The organism is Rhodoferax fermentans (genome assembly GCF_002017865.1).
Lineage (GTDB): Bacteria > Pseudomonadota > Gammaproteobacteria > Burkholderiales > Burkholderiaceae_C > Rhodoferax > Rhodoferax fermentans.
The window spans coordinates 629,029-645,756 of record NZ_MTJN01000002.1 but is presented as its reverse complement, the minus strand read 5'-3'; the positions used below and the strand labels follow the sequence as shown (position 1 = coordinate 645,756).

Here is a 16,728-nt window from a genome sequence, read left to right as displayed (position 1 = left end):
CCAGGCAGACGTTTGATTTGATCCAGCATTAAAAGAACTTCAAAACCGCTTCAAACGCCTGGATTGAAGTTGCTGATGATCAACTCGCCTTTGGGCACCCGACCACGTCCAGATGCACCGACCGTGTAGCTGATGCTCACCTGCTTGAAGTGGTGTCCCTTGAATGCCAGGCGCATCTCAGGGATGTCATTGACACTCACCACAGCCTTACCCTTCATCGAACCCATCAGCTGCGCCATCTGGTCGTATTGCTCAAGACCAAATGGAACGCCATAGCCGACAGTGCCAAAGTACGGCGGGTCCAGATAAAACAGACTGTGTGGACGGTCATAACGCTCAACGCAGGCAGACCACTCCAGTCGCTCGATAAACACCTGATGCAGCCGAAGGTGCACGGCGCTGAGCTGTTCTTCAAGGCGCAGCAGGTTCAACCCAGCGGGCCGCACGGTGGCGGTTCCAAACGTCTGCCCGGTCACCTTGCCGCCAAAGCCCAGTTTTTGTAGGTAAAAGAACCTGGCCGCCCTTTGGATGTCCGTCAAGGTCTCAGACGGGGTTATCTGCAGCCACTTGTAAATCTCTCGGCTGGCCAGCGCCCATTTGAAGTGCCTGACAAACTCCTCCAGGTGATGCTGCACCACTCGATACAGGGTGACCAGTTCACCGTTCACATCGTTGAGCACCTCGACCTTCACGGGCGCCTTGAGGAAAAACAACGCGGCCGCACCGCAGAAGGGTTCCACATAGCAGGTGTGCTCAGGAAACACCGGCAGGATGTGTGGTGCGAGGCGGCGCTTTCCGCCTACCCACTGCACCATCGGCGCCGCCTGAATCATGTCCAGATCGGCCGTGTTGTTGAAGGTGCTCTGCGCTGCTCGTTCTGTCGTCATCAGTCAATCCATTTTTTGATGACGCTCTGAGGCGTTCAGGTTGGAGGCTCTCGGCCCTCAGGTCATTGAGCACCCGGCAACGCGGGCACTTTATCTGCAGTCTTTTGTAATCACCAATGGCCAACAGCTTGCCACAGGCACCACATCTCACTTCTTGCATGTCGGCATCTTCCATAATGCCCTGACCTGTACAGGTGGCAGGGTCTTCGGTCAATGCCGTGGTCACTCACGGCGGCGGCGGGGGCTTGAGGTGTTAGCGCACCCCAGGCCCTCGCCCTGTTTTAACTAATTTTTCTTTTGCAGTGTGTTCCGCTTGGGTCGAAGGCATCCAGCAGGCTGTGACACAGCCATGTCGCATGATCCTTGCGCCAACCGTCAGGGCCGTCGATATAGCGAGATAACCGGCTGGTCACCAGGTCAGGCCGCTGCCAAACGACGGTGGGCCGCCACCCTACAAACGATAGCTTGGGCCAATCGGACTTGGCAGGCCACTGCCAAAACCAAAGCGTGGCCAGCGTCCAGTTGGCCAACAGATCGACTGCGATGGCCAGGATGACGAATGGCGAGCCGAGCACCAGCGCCACGCGGGTCAGCTTGCCCGACAGGCTGGCACGGTACAGGCCCATCGTCAGGACATACAACAACCAAAAGGCCCACAGGTAGCCCAAAGTGGCCAGGGCGGCATAGAGGGCGGTCACAGGTCAACCCCAGCGAATGCGCTGATCAGACCCGGTGCAGCAGACGCCACAATCGTCTGCCAGGCGGCCGAAAAAGTCGCATTAACCTCGTCCACAGTCTGACATTCCGACAGGTCGACGTCAGGCAACCCGCGCAGCTTGCCCTGGATCACGGCAATGCTTTGGGCTGCACCCATGTCGCCGTTGGTCAAGGCCTCGGACTGCAGGCCTGCTAAGGTGTTGAAAACAAGTCTGCGCATTTCTCTTACTCGAGTGAGCGCATCCACTTTTGACGCTGCAAGCTGCGCTGAAAACTTGGTTTCATCAAGCGCCCATGCCCCGTTTTTCCAAATGTGTGAGGCGCTTGGCCTCGGCCACTCAGTCGCGCCCACACCATCGGGCGTTTTGTCCAACTCACTGAGCACTACGGATGAGCCATCCGTAGTGCTGAAGAGAACAACGCCTCGCCAGTCTGGTTTCTTATGCCACTTTGCATCCACAAATACGGCAGCTTCGTGTGCCCCCGCCTTCGGCGGCTTGATGTCGGTGGCGTAGGCCGGGATTAGAGCTACACCGGGTTCCAGCGGGGATTCATCCGCTTGCGATTCGAAAACCAATTCACCAGTTTTTTGGTCGAAGTTATAAATAGTTTTTTTCATGGCGGTCAAAATCAGTACTTGATGCAGGCAAGAAGAGCAACGTTACGGGGCCGGGTTTCAGTGCCTCCCGAGTACGCGCCTTGGGCGGCGCCACTCATTTCGGTTGTGATTGGGTAACTTACAGAACTTGAAGCAAATCCTTTACCTGCGACAGGAAATGCTTGACCGGTAAGCGCATATGCAGAACCGATTGAATTTCGGTCCATGTAGCCAAATGCAAAGTGTGCGTGTGCCAGGAAATCTTGGGCTTGCGGTGAACCGAACACTCGCGCCGGGTCAACTCCACGAGCGTCATCAAAACCGCGTAAAAACTCACCACGCAGGTCGGGAAGATTGAAGGTCGCTACTCCATCACCACCACCAAATATGGTGCCGATGGCGTTGAATAGGCTGGCATATGCAGCGCGCGAAACGGCGGCGCCGTTTGCCTTAAGAAAGCCGGAAGGCGGTGTAGACCGAGCAAACAGGCACACTTCACCGGGCATCTGAGAAGAAATACCCGTGGCCGGATTAAGCAGTACCCACTTGTCAAGCGCTAGGTCATATTTCAGTTCAAGCCAGTGCCCAGCACCGGCAATGTCTCCTGCCACCAACGGCAAGCCGTTTCCTTTCACGATCTGCTTGGCAGCGAGACCGTTTGGCGAGAAAGTGGGGGTCGGCGTGGCATTGGCTGTGGCTGCACGCACGTAAAGAGTCAGACCGTTGACCAGCGCAGGCACCACCGGCGCATAAACCCCGGTCGAGGCGTCGGCCGTTCCACCTGCGCTGGCGTAGGCGGCAGACTGCAGGCGCACCGCAATCGCAATGGCATCGCGCAACTGGGTGTAGGTGGCAGGCACTGCCTTGTCAAACGCTGCAGGCACAAGCCCGCCCGCCTTGATCGCCGCCAGGGCTTCCCAAATAAGACCATTGGCGTCTTGAGCAGAGAACTCCGAGGTGACAGCTGCCGTGTCTTGATGCATCCGATTGCCGGTGCCGGCGTCGGTTGCATATGAGTCGCTGATTGTGTAGTCCATGATTACCTCAAACAAAAATGACGTTGACGCTGTAGCGCGCAGGAACAACACGTTTGAGATAGCAGGCGAGTTCTCCTCCATTCAAAGTGCCACTGCGCAAGCGCTCTCCAACACGGGAACCGCACCGAAACCTTTTTGACTCGATGGTTACCGTGATCCACAGATGGCCGTCCAAGGCACCAAGACGCCTGCCAACCCGCATCCCACAGCGAAACGGTGTGTTGTATTGAACGGTGGCCTTGTAGCCAAGCCAGGCACAAATGGCTACCAGCGCACCAGGGCTGGCCGGGCTTGAATCTGCATAGGCCAACACCGGCCCGCGCAGGCGTGACAGCAGCAACTTGCGCCGCAAGTCATCACTCTGGCTGGTGCCAAAACACGCATCCGGTAGGCCAGTGGCTTCTTCCCACTCGGCCAAGCGTGTGACCGTCTGGTGGGGTTGCCATTGGTTCGCCGTCAGCCTGGTGAACTCGTGCAGGTCACTCAAGGCACCCGCCAGCGCCCGCATCACCCGCATCAACGTCGAGTTGGGGTCGCGTGGCCAGGCAAAACCGCTGGGCAGCAGATAGGTGAGCGCTTGCCAGAACTTATCCATGGTCAGACAAACGTCACCGTGCCTAGCACCAGCAGGCTGCTGTAGGTTCCAACGGTGAACACACCGCCTTCTGTAAGCGCTGGCGCGCTGATGCTGTGGTTGTACTCACCAACCACACCGCTGATTGCCTCCTTGGGATGGGAGTGGGGCATTGATCCGCCAGGAACTGCTTCCCTGAAATACAGGTCTTGTAAAGCCAGCACTGTGGCATCGCGAGTTGCTTTCGTGTCGGGAGAAATGCTCAGCGTGTAGTTGTGAACGACTGGCGTCGGGATGATCACAAACAGCTCATCGGGCGGTCCACGTTTCGGGTCACGGATGTAATCCAGCACGGCCTGACGCTGGCCAGCGGTCGGCAAGCCTGGTGAAACGTTGCCATCCGCCATGATGATCACCCCCGCCGACGTTGCCCCGGCCGGGTTGCGCAATCCCCAGGCCCGCGTGATACCTGCCACCTGTAACGCCCAGCGCGCATAGTCAGCCGGGCACCCACCCATCGGTTCATTGCTCAGACGCTGCTGCAAACGGTAGATCGCCTGGGTGTCCGTCTCAGCATCGGCCCCATTGCTCACACCGTTTGGCATAGCGGCCACAAAGTTGGAATCGATACCTGCCACCGGAGACACCAGCGTCAAAACCGTGCCGCCGCTCAAGTTGCTCGCAGCACCAGCCACCAGCGCTACCACCGAGGGGGTCACCACGCCAGCGACCACTACCGCATCAGCACTAACTTTGTATTGGCGACCATCCGAGGTTTGCATGAGCGTGCCTGCTTCCAAAAGAGTCGCTGTTACGCCGGTGCCATTCGCAAGACCGGTAGCTGCAGCCGCTCCCTTACGCCTCTGGCTTTCTTCAAAATAGGTAGCCAACCACCCATCCAGAAACTCACCAGATGACTTGATCGGGATGGCCTGCCTGGCAATGAAGTCCCGCAGGTAACGGTAGGCACCATGCAGCCCCACAGCCTTCACAAACGCCAGCGCCTTGATGTTGCTGCGCGCCAGGTCCAGGTCATTGACGCCCAGACCGATGGACGGACTGGCCGTCTGTTGGCTTGCCAGCAATTGCTGCTGCAGCAGCCGGGCGACGTTCTGCTGCAGGTCATTGATAGAGGGGATCGCGGTCCCAAGTGGTGAGCTGCTCATTGCGTCAACCTCTTGATACTGGTGCCCCAGAGCACGTCATACACCGGGCGCACCTGGTCGGGCTTGTAGATCATCGGGCGTACTGCCAGGCGGTCACCACGTTCACCCGCCCATTGCGCCGTCACGGTCACCCGGTCGGCAATGCCATCACGCACCAGCCAGTCCAGGGACTCCTGGGCGGCAAAGCGCGCCGCCTCCAGCACACCTACGCCCGCCTTGCCGTAGTAGCACAACCACAAGCGCGAACCCCAGGCGTCTGCGCGCGTGTCAAAGTCATCACTTGAAAATTCATCACCGACCCAACCGCGCCGGTCAGTCTCATTCAGCGGCAAGGTGTCATCGACTGTGGCACGCCGGTCACTGAACAGCGACAAGATGATGGCTGTCTGCAGCGTGTCCTCCAGCTCGACCGAATAGGTGGACAGCACGTCCGCATACACCACTGGCACGCCGTTGGGCTGCGCAAAGTCTTTCCATGGGTAGGCTACAGCCGGTCCGGGCGTGACCAGCCGCCAGTCAAACGGCACGCCAAACACGCTGGCTGCATCGTTGCTATTGGGTTGGGGTCGGGTAGCCACATCAAACATGCAGCCAGTGTCTTAAAAGCACCTCACCAGGTCATGGTGAAACACTTCACCGGTTCGTCAGAAGTTGGCGGTACTGTCCGAACCTCGCTGCACACTTCCATGGTTGTGGCCAAGCACTTCCTTGCCTCCCACCTTGAGACTGGTCGCCGCAGCCATTGCGCCAGATGCAGTGACTGCAGGCGTGTTGAAAACCACCCCAGCAGAGGCATTGACAACAAACTGGTCACAGTCCACCTGCACGATTCGGCCCGCCTTGAGTCGCACCATGTGGCCTTCCTTGTGCCACACCGCCACTTCATAGGCTGCCAGGTGAGGCCGCTCGGCAACGCGATCCATGCGGATGATCACCGTGTGGCCACCAATCTCCAGCTTCAGCCCCTGGCCATCAACCGGGTTGCCTGCAAAGCCATAGTCCTGCGGCCGCTGAGCAGCGTCACGCACATCATTGGGCAGGCCTTCCACCCGGCCTTTTTGCATCTTGCCCTCGGTCAGTCCACGAATTCGCACCCAGCGCATCAAGTTGGCCCACATCAGCCGCCCCCTGCCTTGTCGTTCGGCCCGCGCGGGTGGTTGGTGGTATTGCCCTTGTTGCCCCAGTTGTGCCGCTTCACTTTGGTTTTAAGCGGTGCCGTGTCATACGCCTCGACGGGCCGCACAGTCAGGTCTGTCACATCACCTTCTTTCAGATCACAGGTTTGCTTTACCCCGCAGATCAACCACTCAGCACCGTCCAGCCCGGCCACATCGTCATAGATGGGCACGCGCTGATTCAGAGGCCACGGCTCCCCCTCAAACGTCCAGCCCTCTACCTGGTAGCGAAAGCCCATCGAATGCCCCCGGCGCACCCGCACCGTGTGTTTGACCAACGTGGTCAGCTCAGCCTGGGTAGTGTTGCCATCGGCATTGATCACCAGCGGCAGATACCGGGTGATCTCATCATCCTTGGCACTCGCCTTCAACCCACGTGCCTGGTCAAAATCCATCGTCAAGTCGGTACTCTGGCCATAGGCGATGTATTCGCTGTGCCGCTCCTCATCGCTGCCAATGCCCTCCATGGCGATCACGTTGTGGCCCCGCACAATCGACCCCTTGAAGCGCTTCGTGCCCGCCTTGGTCAGCAGCACCCGGCCCGCGTCGTCGCTGGTCACCAGCACGCCCCGCAGCCGCGCCGCCCTGGCCACCGCGTCCAGTGCCGACTCACCGTGTCCCAGTTTGAAATCCTGCACCACCGCACCAATGTCGGCATCCACCTTCACTTCCAGGCCAAACGGCTGCACGATGTCCTTGATGATGCGGTCAATCTTGGCACTGCGCCATTGCCCGCCCTTGTAGATCGCAGAGCACCGCACCAGGTCACCCGCACGGGATCGGCCAGTGATGCGCATGCCACAGTCGCCACGCCGGTAAAACGGCTCAGCCGCCAGCACATAGCCCGTCAGCACAATGGTGTCACCAATCTTGATCTGCACCAGGTCCTGGCGCTTGATGGCTGGCGGCTTGCCCGGCACCAGCGAGATCGGGATGCTGAACGTCCCGCACAGCGCCTCCAGGTTGCGGTCCACCTCGCTCTGCAGCCAACCTTCATACGCCACGCCGTTCACGATCACCATGATCTTGGCGTTGTCACGTGTGTACTGCGCCACCATCAGTCATGCCTCATGATGCGCAACGCCTTGCCCGGCGGCACCAGCAGCGGGTGGGTGATGTGTGGGTTCATTGCCAAAATCTCATCCGCATAGGCCGCAGTGCCAAACAGCCGGTAACTCACATACCAAACAGGCATCCACGCCTCGGGCGTGAAGCTGCTCAGGCGTGCCATGTCTCGGCTGCGTTCCTGGATGTCCCGCAGCCCGGCCGTCAGCAAGGCCAGCATGGCGTCATGCCAGGCCGAGTCAGGCAATCCATCACTGGCGGCCGCTGTCGATGCCCGCAACAGCAGCCGCGTGCACTGCGCATTCAGCGTGGCCCGCAACGCCAGGGCATCGTCAAAACTGGTCAGCTCAGCCACTGATGCCGCCTGTACCCAGCTCGCCACGGCAAAAGACTCAATCAGCTGGTCGCTGGCCGTGCTCAGCGCTTCAAGCTGCGCTCGCGCCGGGGTGCTCAACCCCAACACATCGGCGTTGCCCGTGCCGAACATCACCAGCCCCGCACCAACCGCAGGCATCACAGACACTTCAAAGTCCCTTTTAGTCACCTTCGAAGAGACATCAAACAGCCCTTCAAAGGCCGCCATAAAGTCTCTGGAAGACGCCGCACTCAGATCGCTGGGCAAGGCAAACAGCGTAGTCACTGAGTTGGCCAACAGGCGCGGCTGGCGTACCAGGGCGGTCAGACCGTCGCGCAGCGACTGGTAGTTGCCAATGATGGCGTTGCTGTAGTCACCCAGGCCACCGGTCACCGTCTTCATCTGGCCCCACACCGCCGCCACTGAGTCCGTCACACGTGATACCACCCGGTCTGCCGCCCAGCCATGCTTGCCGGTCAGGTCAAACGACGATGCAAAGGCGTCGGCACTGGATTTTTTTGCAGCATCAGCCGCGGCAACTGCAGCCCCGGCAGTTGACACCACGCCAGACGGGTAGCGCCGAGTCTCAGCCACCACAAATGACAACTCAAACCGCGCCATGCCGCCCTCAGCCGTGGGGTTTTCCTTGATGGTGAACTTGCCATTGACAAAGACACGCATCGTCCCGGCAGTCGGGTGCATCAGTTGGCCACTGCCAGTCAAGGCCTCAATCAGCGCGTCGCGCTGCAGGTGATAGTCATCACCGATCACATAGGCGCTGAACTTGATCTCTTCGGCCGCCCGCCCCATCCGAAACACCGTGGGCAAGTCCTGAAACGGGTACTCACGCACCACCACGTTGTCACCCAGCGTCCAGTCAAGACTATCGACGTGGAAGGGCACCCCCCGGTAGCTGCCCATGCGCAACTGATCCAGCCAGTGGCTGGACATCGTCTCGCCATTGGCCGCATCCGCCATCGCATCAAGCCGGGCGCTCATGGCTTGAACCCTCCAGGGTTGGTGTTGCCTGGGTTCACGCGAACACCTCCCGGCTGGCGAACTACCGCCGATGTTGCGCTCACTCGCTCATCGCTCACCCGCACATCAATGGCCAGTTTGCCTTCGACTGCCGCAGCCTTGCTTGCCTGGCCAGCGGCCAGTTGCTCGGCTGCACCACCAGGAGCCGACAGCGTCAAGAAGTCCAGCCTACGCGGATCATCAAATCCCTGCCCACGCACACCGCTGCCATTGCGTGCCTTTTTGGCCTCATACGCCTTCAGCCTGGCAATATCTTCATCACTGATCGCATCAAACGACAAAATCATCCCAAGCGGCCCCAGCATCTTTCCTAAAGCGCCAAAGCCAGCGCCAACACGCCCTGCCGTCGAGGCACCAGCTACAGCCCCACCGCCGATCCTTGCCGCACCAAACAAGGCCGCAATCTTTCCTGCAGCCCCGCCGATCCAGCCGCCCACCTTGGACCCGACCCCACCACCGCCACCCAGCAGTGCGGCCGCGGTTGAAGCTGCGGCCAATGCACCCAGCGCCACGGTTGCACCCGCAGCGGCCGCAGCCACCTGCGGAAACTCTCGCGCCAAACCCGTTGCACCATCCAGCACTGAATTCAACGCACCCGCAGTTGAATTGAACGCAGTGCTTGCAGCCTCCCGGGCCTCATTTCCAGTCGCCGTAGCTTTGTAACTGGATTCATCTGCGATCACTTCAAAATCCTGCCCCAGCGAGCCTTTACCGCCGCGCATTTTTGTTTGTATGTCGGTCACATAGTCACGGTTGTTCATCACCGCCACCAAACTCATCAGCGCCTGGCGGTCCTGCACAACAGCACCAATTGCCTTGCCCTGCAAAATGTCTGCCATGGAGGCGAGGGTCTCCCGCTTCTCATCATTGGTTTTGGCTTTTCCGAGCTGATCCTTGAGGCTCGTGTATTGCGCATCTTTGCTCGCAACACGGTCAACCAAAGAAACAAACGTGTCTATCGAGTCCATCCCGTTTGCCCGCCCCTTGACAAGCTCTTTGGACAAATCAATCCCTTGTTTTTTGAAGTCATTGGCGGTGTCAGCGGAGTTCGCTTTCGCCAGCAGATTCACAACATTGTTGGCAGCCTCATCCTTGGTGCCAGCGGTAATCACACTCGCCTGCATCATGGCCACAATTTTTCGGTACCCCTCGCGCCCGACCAAACCACTTTGCCTGCCAGCCGCCATCGCCTCAGGCAAACTTTTGGCCATATCACGCAGTTCAAATCCACCAGCCTTACCCGCCGCGTTCGCCTCATCCAGCATGGCCGCGCTGTCGGCCAACGGAATATTCATGTTTTGTGACGACTTGACCGCAATCGCACCTAGTTGCCCAGCGGTTGCGCCACTGGCGCTGGACCCACGCATTAAAGTCGGCAGCAGCACCTTGGCTGCCTCAATCGGCATGGCGCCCGAAGAGATCAAACTATCCAACGTGGCCGCTGCATCGTCGCGGCTTCCGCCGCCCGTGCGGACCGCCCGCATAACAGCGTCGTTGAGTTCGGCTTTGCCTGCAATGCGGCCTGCCTTGTTCCGGTCTGCGAATGCTGTATTGGCCATGCGCGCCAAGGTCAAGCTGTAATCCATCGGTTTGTCCAGCGCCGCTTTTGCCACCATGAACGCCCCCGCAGCCCCCGCACCGGCACCAGTCACGGCTTGCAAACCCTTGTTGGCTGCGCTGGCCACCCGTGCAAACCGTTCCACCGCCGCCTGCGCCCTTTGGGCCGTCAGCGCAATCTGGGTGAAATACTGCGCCTGCTGCTGCAAGCCGGTGTTTCGCATCCCGCCAACCCGAAGCAGCACCCGCTCAAACTGGGACAGCTTGTTCTCAGTGTTTCCCAGCGCCTTTTGAATCTTTTCCTGCGCCTGGGCCAGGGCAGCGGCATCGCTGCCAGCCTTTTCCTTGATGTTGCTGATCAGTTCAATGAAATACTTCAGCCGCAGCTCTTTAGACATAGGGCATCGCCTTCACTTCTTTGCGCGCCGGTTCAGCTCAAGCGCCATGGCCTGCAGCTGCCCCTTGGGCAGATTCTCCAGAGTAATCGGCGAGCAATGCAGGGCCAGGCTGAGCGTCATCAGCATACTTTCCCACGCTCGCAGCCTGGCCCCCAGGCTGTGGGGACTGGGGCACCCCAGGCACAGGCCGCCCAGCCACAAAGTCATCAAACTCTGCTTGCGTGATGGCCCCATAACGCACCTGTGCTGCCAGCGTGATCAGGGCTATCCGCTCCTCAATCAGTTGCAAGTCATGCGCTGACAGCTTGCCAAACAAGTCCAGATCAAGCAGCGCCTGAGAAATCGCCTGCCCGTCACACACAAACTGCTCGCAGTGCCGCAACGTCATGGCATAGCGAAAGTCAGACTCGCTCACCAGCAGCCGTGGGCTGCCACCCACCACCAGCACCCGTTCCGCCATGCGGGCAGCGGCCCGTTCATCCGCCACCGTGGTTTCTCGTAGCTTCACCACGCGGTACTTCAGGGTCTTGCCCTGGCTCTCGGTCGGCAGACCGTCCACCAGAGTCAGGGTGTAGAGATCGTCTATGTGTTTGCTTTGTGTGTCCATGGCACCGACTGTGCCGGTCCAGGCCCAGGGCGTCACGGTGAAACACTTCACCAAATGAAAAAGGGGCAGGTGATTAGCCTGCCCCTTAGTGCCCCCGCTGGGCCAGCCCCTTTCGGGTAACGTGGTTTATTTCATTACAGCCACTGCACCGGTGCCAGCACGTTGAACGTCACATCCACCGACCCGCCGCCAATGTCCCCCATCTGGCCAAAACTGCAATTGGGCATCAGCGCCCGGCGACCACTCTGCGCATCACGGGCGGTGATTTGCACGCCCAGGTAATTGGCATAGTCGGCCGGATTCACGGCTGGCCCAAACTGAATCTTGCACTTGAACAGCGTCGGCACCCGTTTGCGCTTGTTGAAGTCATCGCCACTGGCACTTGTCACCACGTCGTTCTCAAACCGAGCCGCACCGCTGAGCATGCCGGTGCCATCCTCAAACGCAATCGGCTTGCCGTCCACCACGATCTGGTCGATGTGGTAGAGCAAATTGTCTGTTCCTGCCATGTCTTTCTCCTGGAGTTGATTGGGTTACCGGTCAGGCTCAGACCTGTCCGGCCACCACAAAGCTGCTGATTTCGGTCTGGTAGTGCTGTGTCACGATCACTGGCTCATCCTGCACTTTGAGCTTGCCGTTGGGTCCATCCACCTCAACCACCAGCGTTTTGCGGTAGTAGTCCATGTTCTGGCACAGCCCGGCATCCATGAACAGCTTGTAGAGACCGATCATGATTTCTTCGCCCAGTTGCTTGGTCATGATCTTCTGGCCAGGGATCGGGTCGGTGATGTACTGGGCGATCTTGAAACCCTGGTACTTGGTCTGGAACTCAGTCACGTGAAACCACCGGTAGTAGCTCATCGTCTTGATCCAGGCCAGCTCGGCCATGCTGCGGTCGGCCGCGCCCGAAGTCGTTTTCTTGTAGTTCGTCACCATGCGCAACAGCGTGCCGCTGTAGTCCGGCGCGATCTGCAGCGGGCATCCACCGGCCACCAGCATGTTGTTGAGCTGGTCAATGGTCCAGTGGTTACCCTGACTTGGCCCCTTGTAGCCCGCCAGTTTGATGCCGGTGGCAGGCATGGCCGGGTCAATGGCGGCCAGACTCTCAATCGCCGCACCGGCAGATGCCGCCAGTTCCCAAGGGTTGGTGCAATCCTTGGTCGTGGTGATGGTGTGCACGTGCGGGCTGTTGCGGGTGCTCAGCCAGGTTGTGTTGGCGGCTTCCGTGCCGCGAATCGCATTGATCACCGTGCCATCCTGCATGTTGTTGGCCAGCCAGCGTGCAGCCAGCTCGGTCTCCAGGATGGCCATGTTGGTGCTGTCGGTGAACGGGCAAACAATCTCGGTCGCCCGGTACAGGTTCATCGCGGCAATCAACGGCGTCACATCCGGCAACGCAGCCCCACCCGACATGGCTGGCACCGTCACGATCAGGCTGTTGGGCAGGCGGTCATCGGTGTAGTACGTGGTGCGCAGGTCAATGTCGTTGCCCGTTGGGCCGCCCCAGCGTGCGGTCAGCTTGCACTCATACAGGTTGGCCGTAGCAGCGGCCGTCACAGGCAAAGCCACATTGGCATTCACCGCATTGATCAGCTTGGTGGCGACCGTGTTGGCAGTGTCTGCCGTGGTCACACCCACGCTCACCCGTTCACCACCAACGTACAGCATCACCTCGCCACTCATTGCCAAATTGCCCGGCGGCGTGATCGCAATGATGCTGGTCGCCGCCACGGCCGAGCCGTTGGGCGCAATCGCAAAACAGTCAATCGGCAGGCCCAAGTCCGCATTGGCCTTGGCGTCACGCCACATGGCCACCAGCATCGACCCCTCGCCAAACAGCGCAATCGCATCGGCTTCAGTGGTCACCGTGACCAGGGTGTTCAGCGCCACGCCACCGGCCGCCAGCTTGTGGCCCACCAACAGCAACCGACGCTGCATGCCGCGTAAGCCCCGGATAGCACGAGAAAAATCATTCTTGGCCGCCACAAAGGGCACCAGGAAACTCAAAGAAAGCAGGTTGGGTAAAGACATATCGTTGTTCCGTTAAAGGCAGTTTGAATGGGGGTTTGACGGCCGCGTGAAGGCGGTTCAGCCAACCAGCGTCACATCACCGTCCTGCAGGCGGCGCAGCAGCGTGATGGTCACCGTCGCCGGGGTAGCCACGTCGGGCTCAAAGTAAGCATTGGTTTCGTTGTTCACCAGCATGCAACCGCTGGCCACCTTCACCAGCACCTGCGTGCCCAGTGCGGGGGGTGCCACTGGGGTTTCAATCTTGGAATCAGTCTTGGCCATGGGTTACCTTTCAGGTTTGTATAAATTTCACGTCATCAGTCACCACCGGCACCACACCCGTGTCCGCAGCATCGGCAGGCACGGTGCCGCCCCGTGTGTTGTCCACAATGCCCACCGCCAACAAGTCCCATATCTGTTCCATAGGCACCTCGGGCTTCACGCACTGGTGCCAGTCGACCAGAAATAGCGCCTGACCTGCTGCGTCCAGCGCACGGCCGTACAGGTTTTCGCAAGTGGCATCGGCTTCCAGTCCGGCTATCGTCACAGGCAGGTTGGCATTTGCCGTCTCGCGCATCGGCTCCCACTGGCGCATCACGATGCCCAGGCGCTCAGCCAGCAGCATCGCCCCGGCCATGCGCTTGTTGCGGTCGGCATGTTTGAACACCACAAACGCTGCCAGCTGCACCTTGTTGGCATGCTTGCCAGTCAGGCGGCAATCACTGTCTGCCGGTTGCCAGCCCTGCACCGTCACAAAGATGGCCGGGCAGTTGTAGCTCTTGAACGGAATCTCAGCCGCAGAGAACTCACCCGCATACGGCTGCACCGTGGCCACCTCAGTCTTGGTGAACTTGGCCCGCACCCGTGCCACCACCTGGTCAAGAAGGACCGTCGCGCTCATTGGGTCCGCCTGATAGCTGCAAACACGTAGTCACCAATGGCCAGCTCTTGGCGAGGCCCTATTCCCATCACAGGCCGCGCCTGAAGTGTGAACCGATGCCCAGGGCGTCCCGTCTCACCACCAAAGTGATGAATGGCGGCATAGACCTTCTCCGAGCCAACCTCCAAGCCACTGTCAATCAGGTTGTACGTGTAGCTGTCATACAGATGGTGATCCTTGATCAGCGTCTTTCCTCGGCGCTTGACCGCCGCCTTGCTTTGCGGCATGGGCGAGCCGTCAAACAGCTTTTGCCCGTCCAGGTTGTCCTGGATTTCGCCGCGCATGAACTCACCAATCTCACGCCGAACGCCTCCAAACTTGCCATGGTCAAAAATCACCAGCCGCGCCAGATGGCCGGCAATGAGATGGGAGTCAAAGCCGAAGCTCAGAGACGTGCCGCTCACTGCCCGCCTCCAAAACTGCGCCAATCAAACATGCTCACAGCCTGTCCAGTGCGCACCCGCCCGGTTGAGGGAACCGCTTCACCAGTGGCCCCGACCAATTGCGCCCGCCCAGCCTGCACATCCTTCAACCAGGAGCGCCATTGCTCATACGCCTTTTCCATGCGCTCGGTCGCGTTGTCAGAGTCATCGGCCAACCCGTAACGAACCAGCGCCAGGCAGCAATCCTCCAGAACGCCCGCATTGGCATCACCGACCGCCAGCGGCAGGGTCACTGCGCTGCGCAGGTAGCCATCCATGAAGTTGCTGCTGACCACCAGTTGGCGGTTAAGCCGTGCCAGCGCCGCATTGGCCACATCCTTGTCAGCCTGCGCTGGCGTACCTGTCCAGGAGCCGCCCAAGCTGACGGCAACAGCATCCGCCAACAACTGACTGGTGAGCGTGTTCTGCTCATCAGCCAGCAGTTGGGCGGCGTCATCCAGACCAAACTTCTGGATGTACTGGGATGCGGTTGCGTAAGGCATGCTGGTTTAGGCCTCGGCAGCAACAGCCTTCAACTCGACCGCTTTCACGCCCAGCAGCGGCTCAGCCTGGGCATCGGTCAGCTCCAGCTCATCACCTGCAGGCTGGCCCGCGCCATATTTCACCTGGTCATGTTCGACCTGGGTGAGGGTCTTGTAGGTTTTTGTGGGCAAGGCTGCAGCTTTGTCATTCTTCGTTGCCATTGGGAATCTCCATCAAATTGAAAAAGGGGACTTGCAGCAAAGGGCAACTACTGCCCTTTGCCACGGAAACGCCTGACGGTTTACGCCACCACGTTCTGGAAGAAGTAGCCCAGCGCCGGGGCCGAGATCACTTCCTTGACCGACTCGCCCACCCGCGCCCGTTCACTGCCGCGCAGGCCGTTCTTGGGCTCTGGCAGGCTGCCTGCCACACGGGTGCCCCACTGGCCGGTAAAGCCCCAGGTCGGCTGGCTGGCTTGTGCGGCCTCCGGGTCGATGTACAGAAACGCCGCGTGTTTGCCCCACACCCGCTGGTTGTTCACTGCCTGACCCTTGCGCGCCGTGTTCACAAATCCTGCGCCCACCAGCACCTGCTGCACCTCCAGCACCTCGGCCAGTTGGGCGCGTGTCACCGTGCCACGGGTTTGCGCCGTGCCGTACACCGCCTGCACAATGGCCGGGTGTTGACGCAGCTTGGTAAATGCAGCCTGCCCAAAGGTCGCCACATTGGGCCGATATAGAGGGATGTCCAGCGCCGCCAAAATCGCATCCAACGGGTTGCTGTTCACAAAATCGCTCCACTGGCTGGTGCCGCTCAGCGTGGCCGTGTTGCCGCCATAGTTGGCCGCATTGAACACTTTGCCAGCCACTCGCACCTCACGGTCCAGCAGCACCAGCTTGGTCAACAGCATGGTGCTGATGTCCAGCGGGTTGATCGGCCCACCGCGCTCGGGTTTTTGCATGCTGGCCCAGGCTTCAATTTCGTCATTGGGCACCACGTCGTCCAGGCCAAAGTCCTGCGTTTCATCGTTGATCAGCGTGCCGGTGAAGTCCACCTCGGTGGGCGTGCTCTTACGACCCACCAATGTTTGGGGCACGGTAAAGCCCTGCGCGATGTCATACGAGCTGTAAGAGAACTTCTTGGCCACCGGAATGCGCGGCATCACATGGTCAGCGATCAATGTCACAGCCGGGTTGCTGTACATCATCGCAATTGCCGTCATCGTCGGGTTGACGGGGAACGAAGTCGTTGCCATAGGGGTTACTCCAGAAAAAAAGGGGGTTACTTACTCAAAACAATCAGGCGCCAGGCTTATCAGCCTTGCATCACACCCGGCTCAATCACATACCGGATCACGTCGCCCGCAGCAGTAGCAGACTCATCGGCAAAGCCCACAATGCGCGCATTCACGCCAGCAGCCGGTGCCGCCACGATCGCGCGGCCCGTGGCATCAGACGTGATGGGCGAGCCGCGCACAATCGCCGCCCCCGCCTCTACCCAACCCAGACCCACACGTGGCACATCCTGGCGCTCACCTACGGCGGCGCCAGACTCCATGCAACTGCCGATGATGAAATCGGTATTGGCCGAAGCCTGCAAAATGCCGCGATCAGTCGCGCCATACTTCACCAAGCGATTAATAACAATCGCACCCTCGGCCACGTGATTGGTGACCAACAAAATATTTGCCATGCGTTAC

Annotated in this window: 22 protein-coding genes; all 22 read right to left on the bottom strand. The window is 59.7% G+C overall.

What is annotated here, in order from left to right; translation table 11 throughout:
• Positions 1 to 50: 50 nt before the first annotated feature.
• The 22 genes from RF819_RS03305 to RF819_RS03200 all read right to left on the bottom strand — a co-directional run bounded on the left by RF819_RS03305 (position 51) and on the right by RF819_RS03200 (position 16,721).
• The gene (locus tag RF819_RS03305; protein ID WP_078363652.1) at positions 51 to 833 is read right to left on the bottom strand and encodes a DNA adenine methylase; all 783 of its coding nucleotides are present in this window, start codon (positions 831 to 833) and stop codon (positions 51 to 53) included.
• The gene (locus tag RF819_RS03300) at positions 754 to 1,047 is read right to left on the bottom strand and encodes a Com family DNA-binding transcriptional regulator (RefSeq protein WP_078366745.1); all 294 of its coding nucleotides are present in this window, start codon (positions 1,045 to 1,047) and stop codon (positions 754 to 756) included. Before RF819_RS03300 ends, RF819_RS03305 begins: the two co-directional genes overlap by 80 nt.
• 121 nt (positions 1,048 to 1,168) lie before the next feature.
• On the bottom strand, positions 1,169 to 1,513 hold the full coding sequence (locus RF819_RS03295) for a hypothetical protein (RefSeq protein ID WP_158081230.1): 345 nt from the start codon (positions 1,511 to 1,513) through the stop codon (positions 1,169 to 1,171).
• Positions 1,514 to 1,581: 68 nt separating this feature from the next.
• Positions 1,582 to 2,223, bottom strand: a complete 642-nt coding sequence (locus tag RF819_RS03290; protein ID WP_078363650.1) for a hypothetical protein — start codon at positions 2,221 to 2,223, stop codon at positions 1,582 to 1,584.
• Positions 2,224 to 2,234: 11 nt separating this feature from the next.
• Entirely contained in the window at positions 2,235 to 3,239 is a 1,005-nt protein-coding gene (locus tag RF819_RS03285; RefSeq protein WP_143541591.1) for a phage tail protein, read from the bottom strand.
• A 7-nt stretch (positions 3,240 to 3,246) separates the two neighbouring features.
• Positions 3,247 to 3,834, bottom strand: a complete 588-nt coding sequence (locus RF819_RS03280) for a putative phage tail protein (RefSeq protein WP_078363648.1) — start codon at positions 3,832 to 3,834, stop codon at positions 3,247 to 3,249.
• A gap of 2 nt (positions 3,835 to 3,836) precedes the next feature.
• Positions 3,837 to 4,979, bottom strand: a complete 1,143-nt coding sequence (locus RF819_RS03275; protein ID WP_078363647.1) for a baseplate J/gp47 family protein — start codon at positions 4,977 to 4,979, stop codon at positions 3,837 to 3,839.
• Complete coding sequence (locus tag RF819_RS03270) at positions 4,976 to 5,566, bottom strand: phage GP46 family protein (RefSeq protein WP_078363646.1); 591 nt, start codon at positions 5,564 to 5,566, stop codon at positions 4,976 to 4,978. The genes RF819_RS03275 and RF819_RS03270 overlap by 4 nt, the downstream gene beginning before the upstream one ends.
• A gap of 57 nt (positions 5,567 to 5,623) precedes the next feature.
• Positions 5,624 to 6,097 carry a phage baseplate assembly protein domain-containing protein gene (locus tag RF819_RS03265; protein ID WP_078363645.1) on the bottom strand — a complete coding sequence of 158 codons (474 nt, stop codon included), beginning with the start codon at positions 6,095 to 6,097 and terminating at the stop codon, positions 5,624 to 5,626.
• A complete protein-coding gene (locus RF819_RS03260; protein ID WP_078363644.1) occupies positions 6,097 to 7,212 on the bottom strand; it encodes a phage baseplate assembly protein in 1,116 nt (371 codons plus the stop codon). Before RF819_RS03260 ends, RF819_RS03265 begins: the two co-directional genes overlap by 1 nt.
• Positions 7,212 to 8,573: a DNA circularization protein gene (locus tag RF819_RS03255; RefSeq protein WP_078363643.1), complete on the bottom strand. Its 1,362-nt coding sequence runs from the start codon at positions 8,571 to 8,573 to the stop codon at positions 7,212 to 7,214. Before RF819_RS03255 ends, RF819_RS03260 begins: the two co-directional genes overlap by 1 nt.
• Positions 8,570 to 10,297: a phage tail tape measure protein gene (locus RF819_RS03250; protein ID WP_158081229.1), complete on the bottom strand. Its 1,728-nt coding sequence runs from the start codon at positions 10,295 to 10,297 to the stop codon at positions 8,570 to 8,572. The genes RF819_RS03255 and RF819_RS03250 overlap by 4 nt, the downstream gene beginning before the upstream one ends.
• Before the next feature lie 307 nt (positions 10,298 to 10,604).
• The gene (locus RF819_RS03245; RefSeq protein ID WP_244899863.1) at positions 10,605 to 11,210 is read right to left on the bottom strand and encodes a phage tail assembly protein; all 606 of its coding nucleotides are present in this window, start codon (positions 11,208 to 11,210) and stop codon (positions 10,605 to 10,607) included.
• A 98-nt stretch (positions 11,211 to 11,308) separates the two neighbouring features.
• Entirely contained in the window at positions 11,309 to 11,683 is a 375-nt protein-coding gene (locus tag RF819_RS03240; protein ID WP_078363641.1) for a hypothetical protein, read from the bottom strand.
• Between the two features lie 37 nt (positions 11,684 to 11,720).
• On the bottom strand, positions 11,721 to 13,205 hold the full coding sequence (locus RF819_RS03235) for a phage tail protein (protein ID WP_078363640.1): 1,485 nt from the start codon (positions 13,203 to 13,205) through the stop codon (positions 11,721 to 11,723).
• Between the two features lie 57 nt (positions 13,206 to 13,262).
• Positions 13,263 to 13,466: a hypothetical protein gene (locus tag RF819_RS03230; protein ID WP_078363639.1), complete on the bottom strand. Its 204-nt coding sequence runs from the start codon at positions 13,464 to 13,466 to the stop codon at positions 13,263 to 13,265.
• A 10-nt stretch (positions 13,467 to 13,476) separates the two neighbouring features.
• On the bottom strand, positions 13,477 to 14,085 hold the full coding sequence (locus tag RF819_RS03225; RefSeq protein ID WP_078363638.1) for a hypothetical protein: 609 nt from the start codon (positions 14,083 to 14,085) through the stop codon (positions 13,477 to 13,479).
• The gene (locus RF819_RS03220) at positions 14,082 to 14,528 is read right to left on the bottom strand and encodes a phage virion morphogenesis family protein (RefSeq protein ID WP_078363637.1); all 447 of its coding nucleotides are present in this window, start codon (positions 14,526 to 14,528) and stop codon (positions 14,082 to 14,084) included. Before RF819_RS03220 ends, RF819_RS03225 begins: the two co-directional genes overlap by 4 nt.
• Positions 14,525 to 15,049, bottom strand: a complete 525-nt coding sequence (locus RF819_RS03215) for a phage protein Gp36 family protein (RefSeq protein WP_078363636.1) — start codon at positions 15,047 to 15,049, stop codon at positions 14,525 to 14,527. The genes RF819_RS03220 and RF819_RS03215 overlap by 4 nt, the downstream gene beginning before the upstream one ends.
• 6 nt (positions 15,050 to 15,055) lie before the next feature.
• A complete protein-coding gene (locus RF819_RS03210) occupies positions 15,056 to 15,250 on the bottom strand; it encodes a hypothetical protein (protein WP_078363635.1) in 195 nt (64 codons plus the stop codon).
• 80 nt (positions 15,251 to 15,330) lie between these two features.
• Complete coding sequence (locus RF819_RS03205) at positions 15,331 to 16,284, bottom strand: major capsid protein (protein WP_078363634.1); 954 nt, start codon at positions 16,282 to 16,284, stop codon at positions 15,331 to 15,333.
• Between the two features lie 59 nt (positions 16,285 to 16,343).
• On the bottom strand, positions 16,344 to 16,721 hold the full coding sequence (locus RF819_RS03200; RefSeq protein ID WP_078363633.1) for a capsid cement protein: 378 nt from the start codon (positions 16,719 to 16,721) through the stop codon (positions 16,344 to 16,346).
• Positions 16,722 to 16,728: the final 7 nt, after the last annotated feature.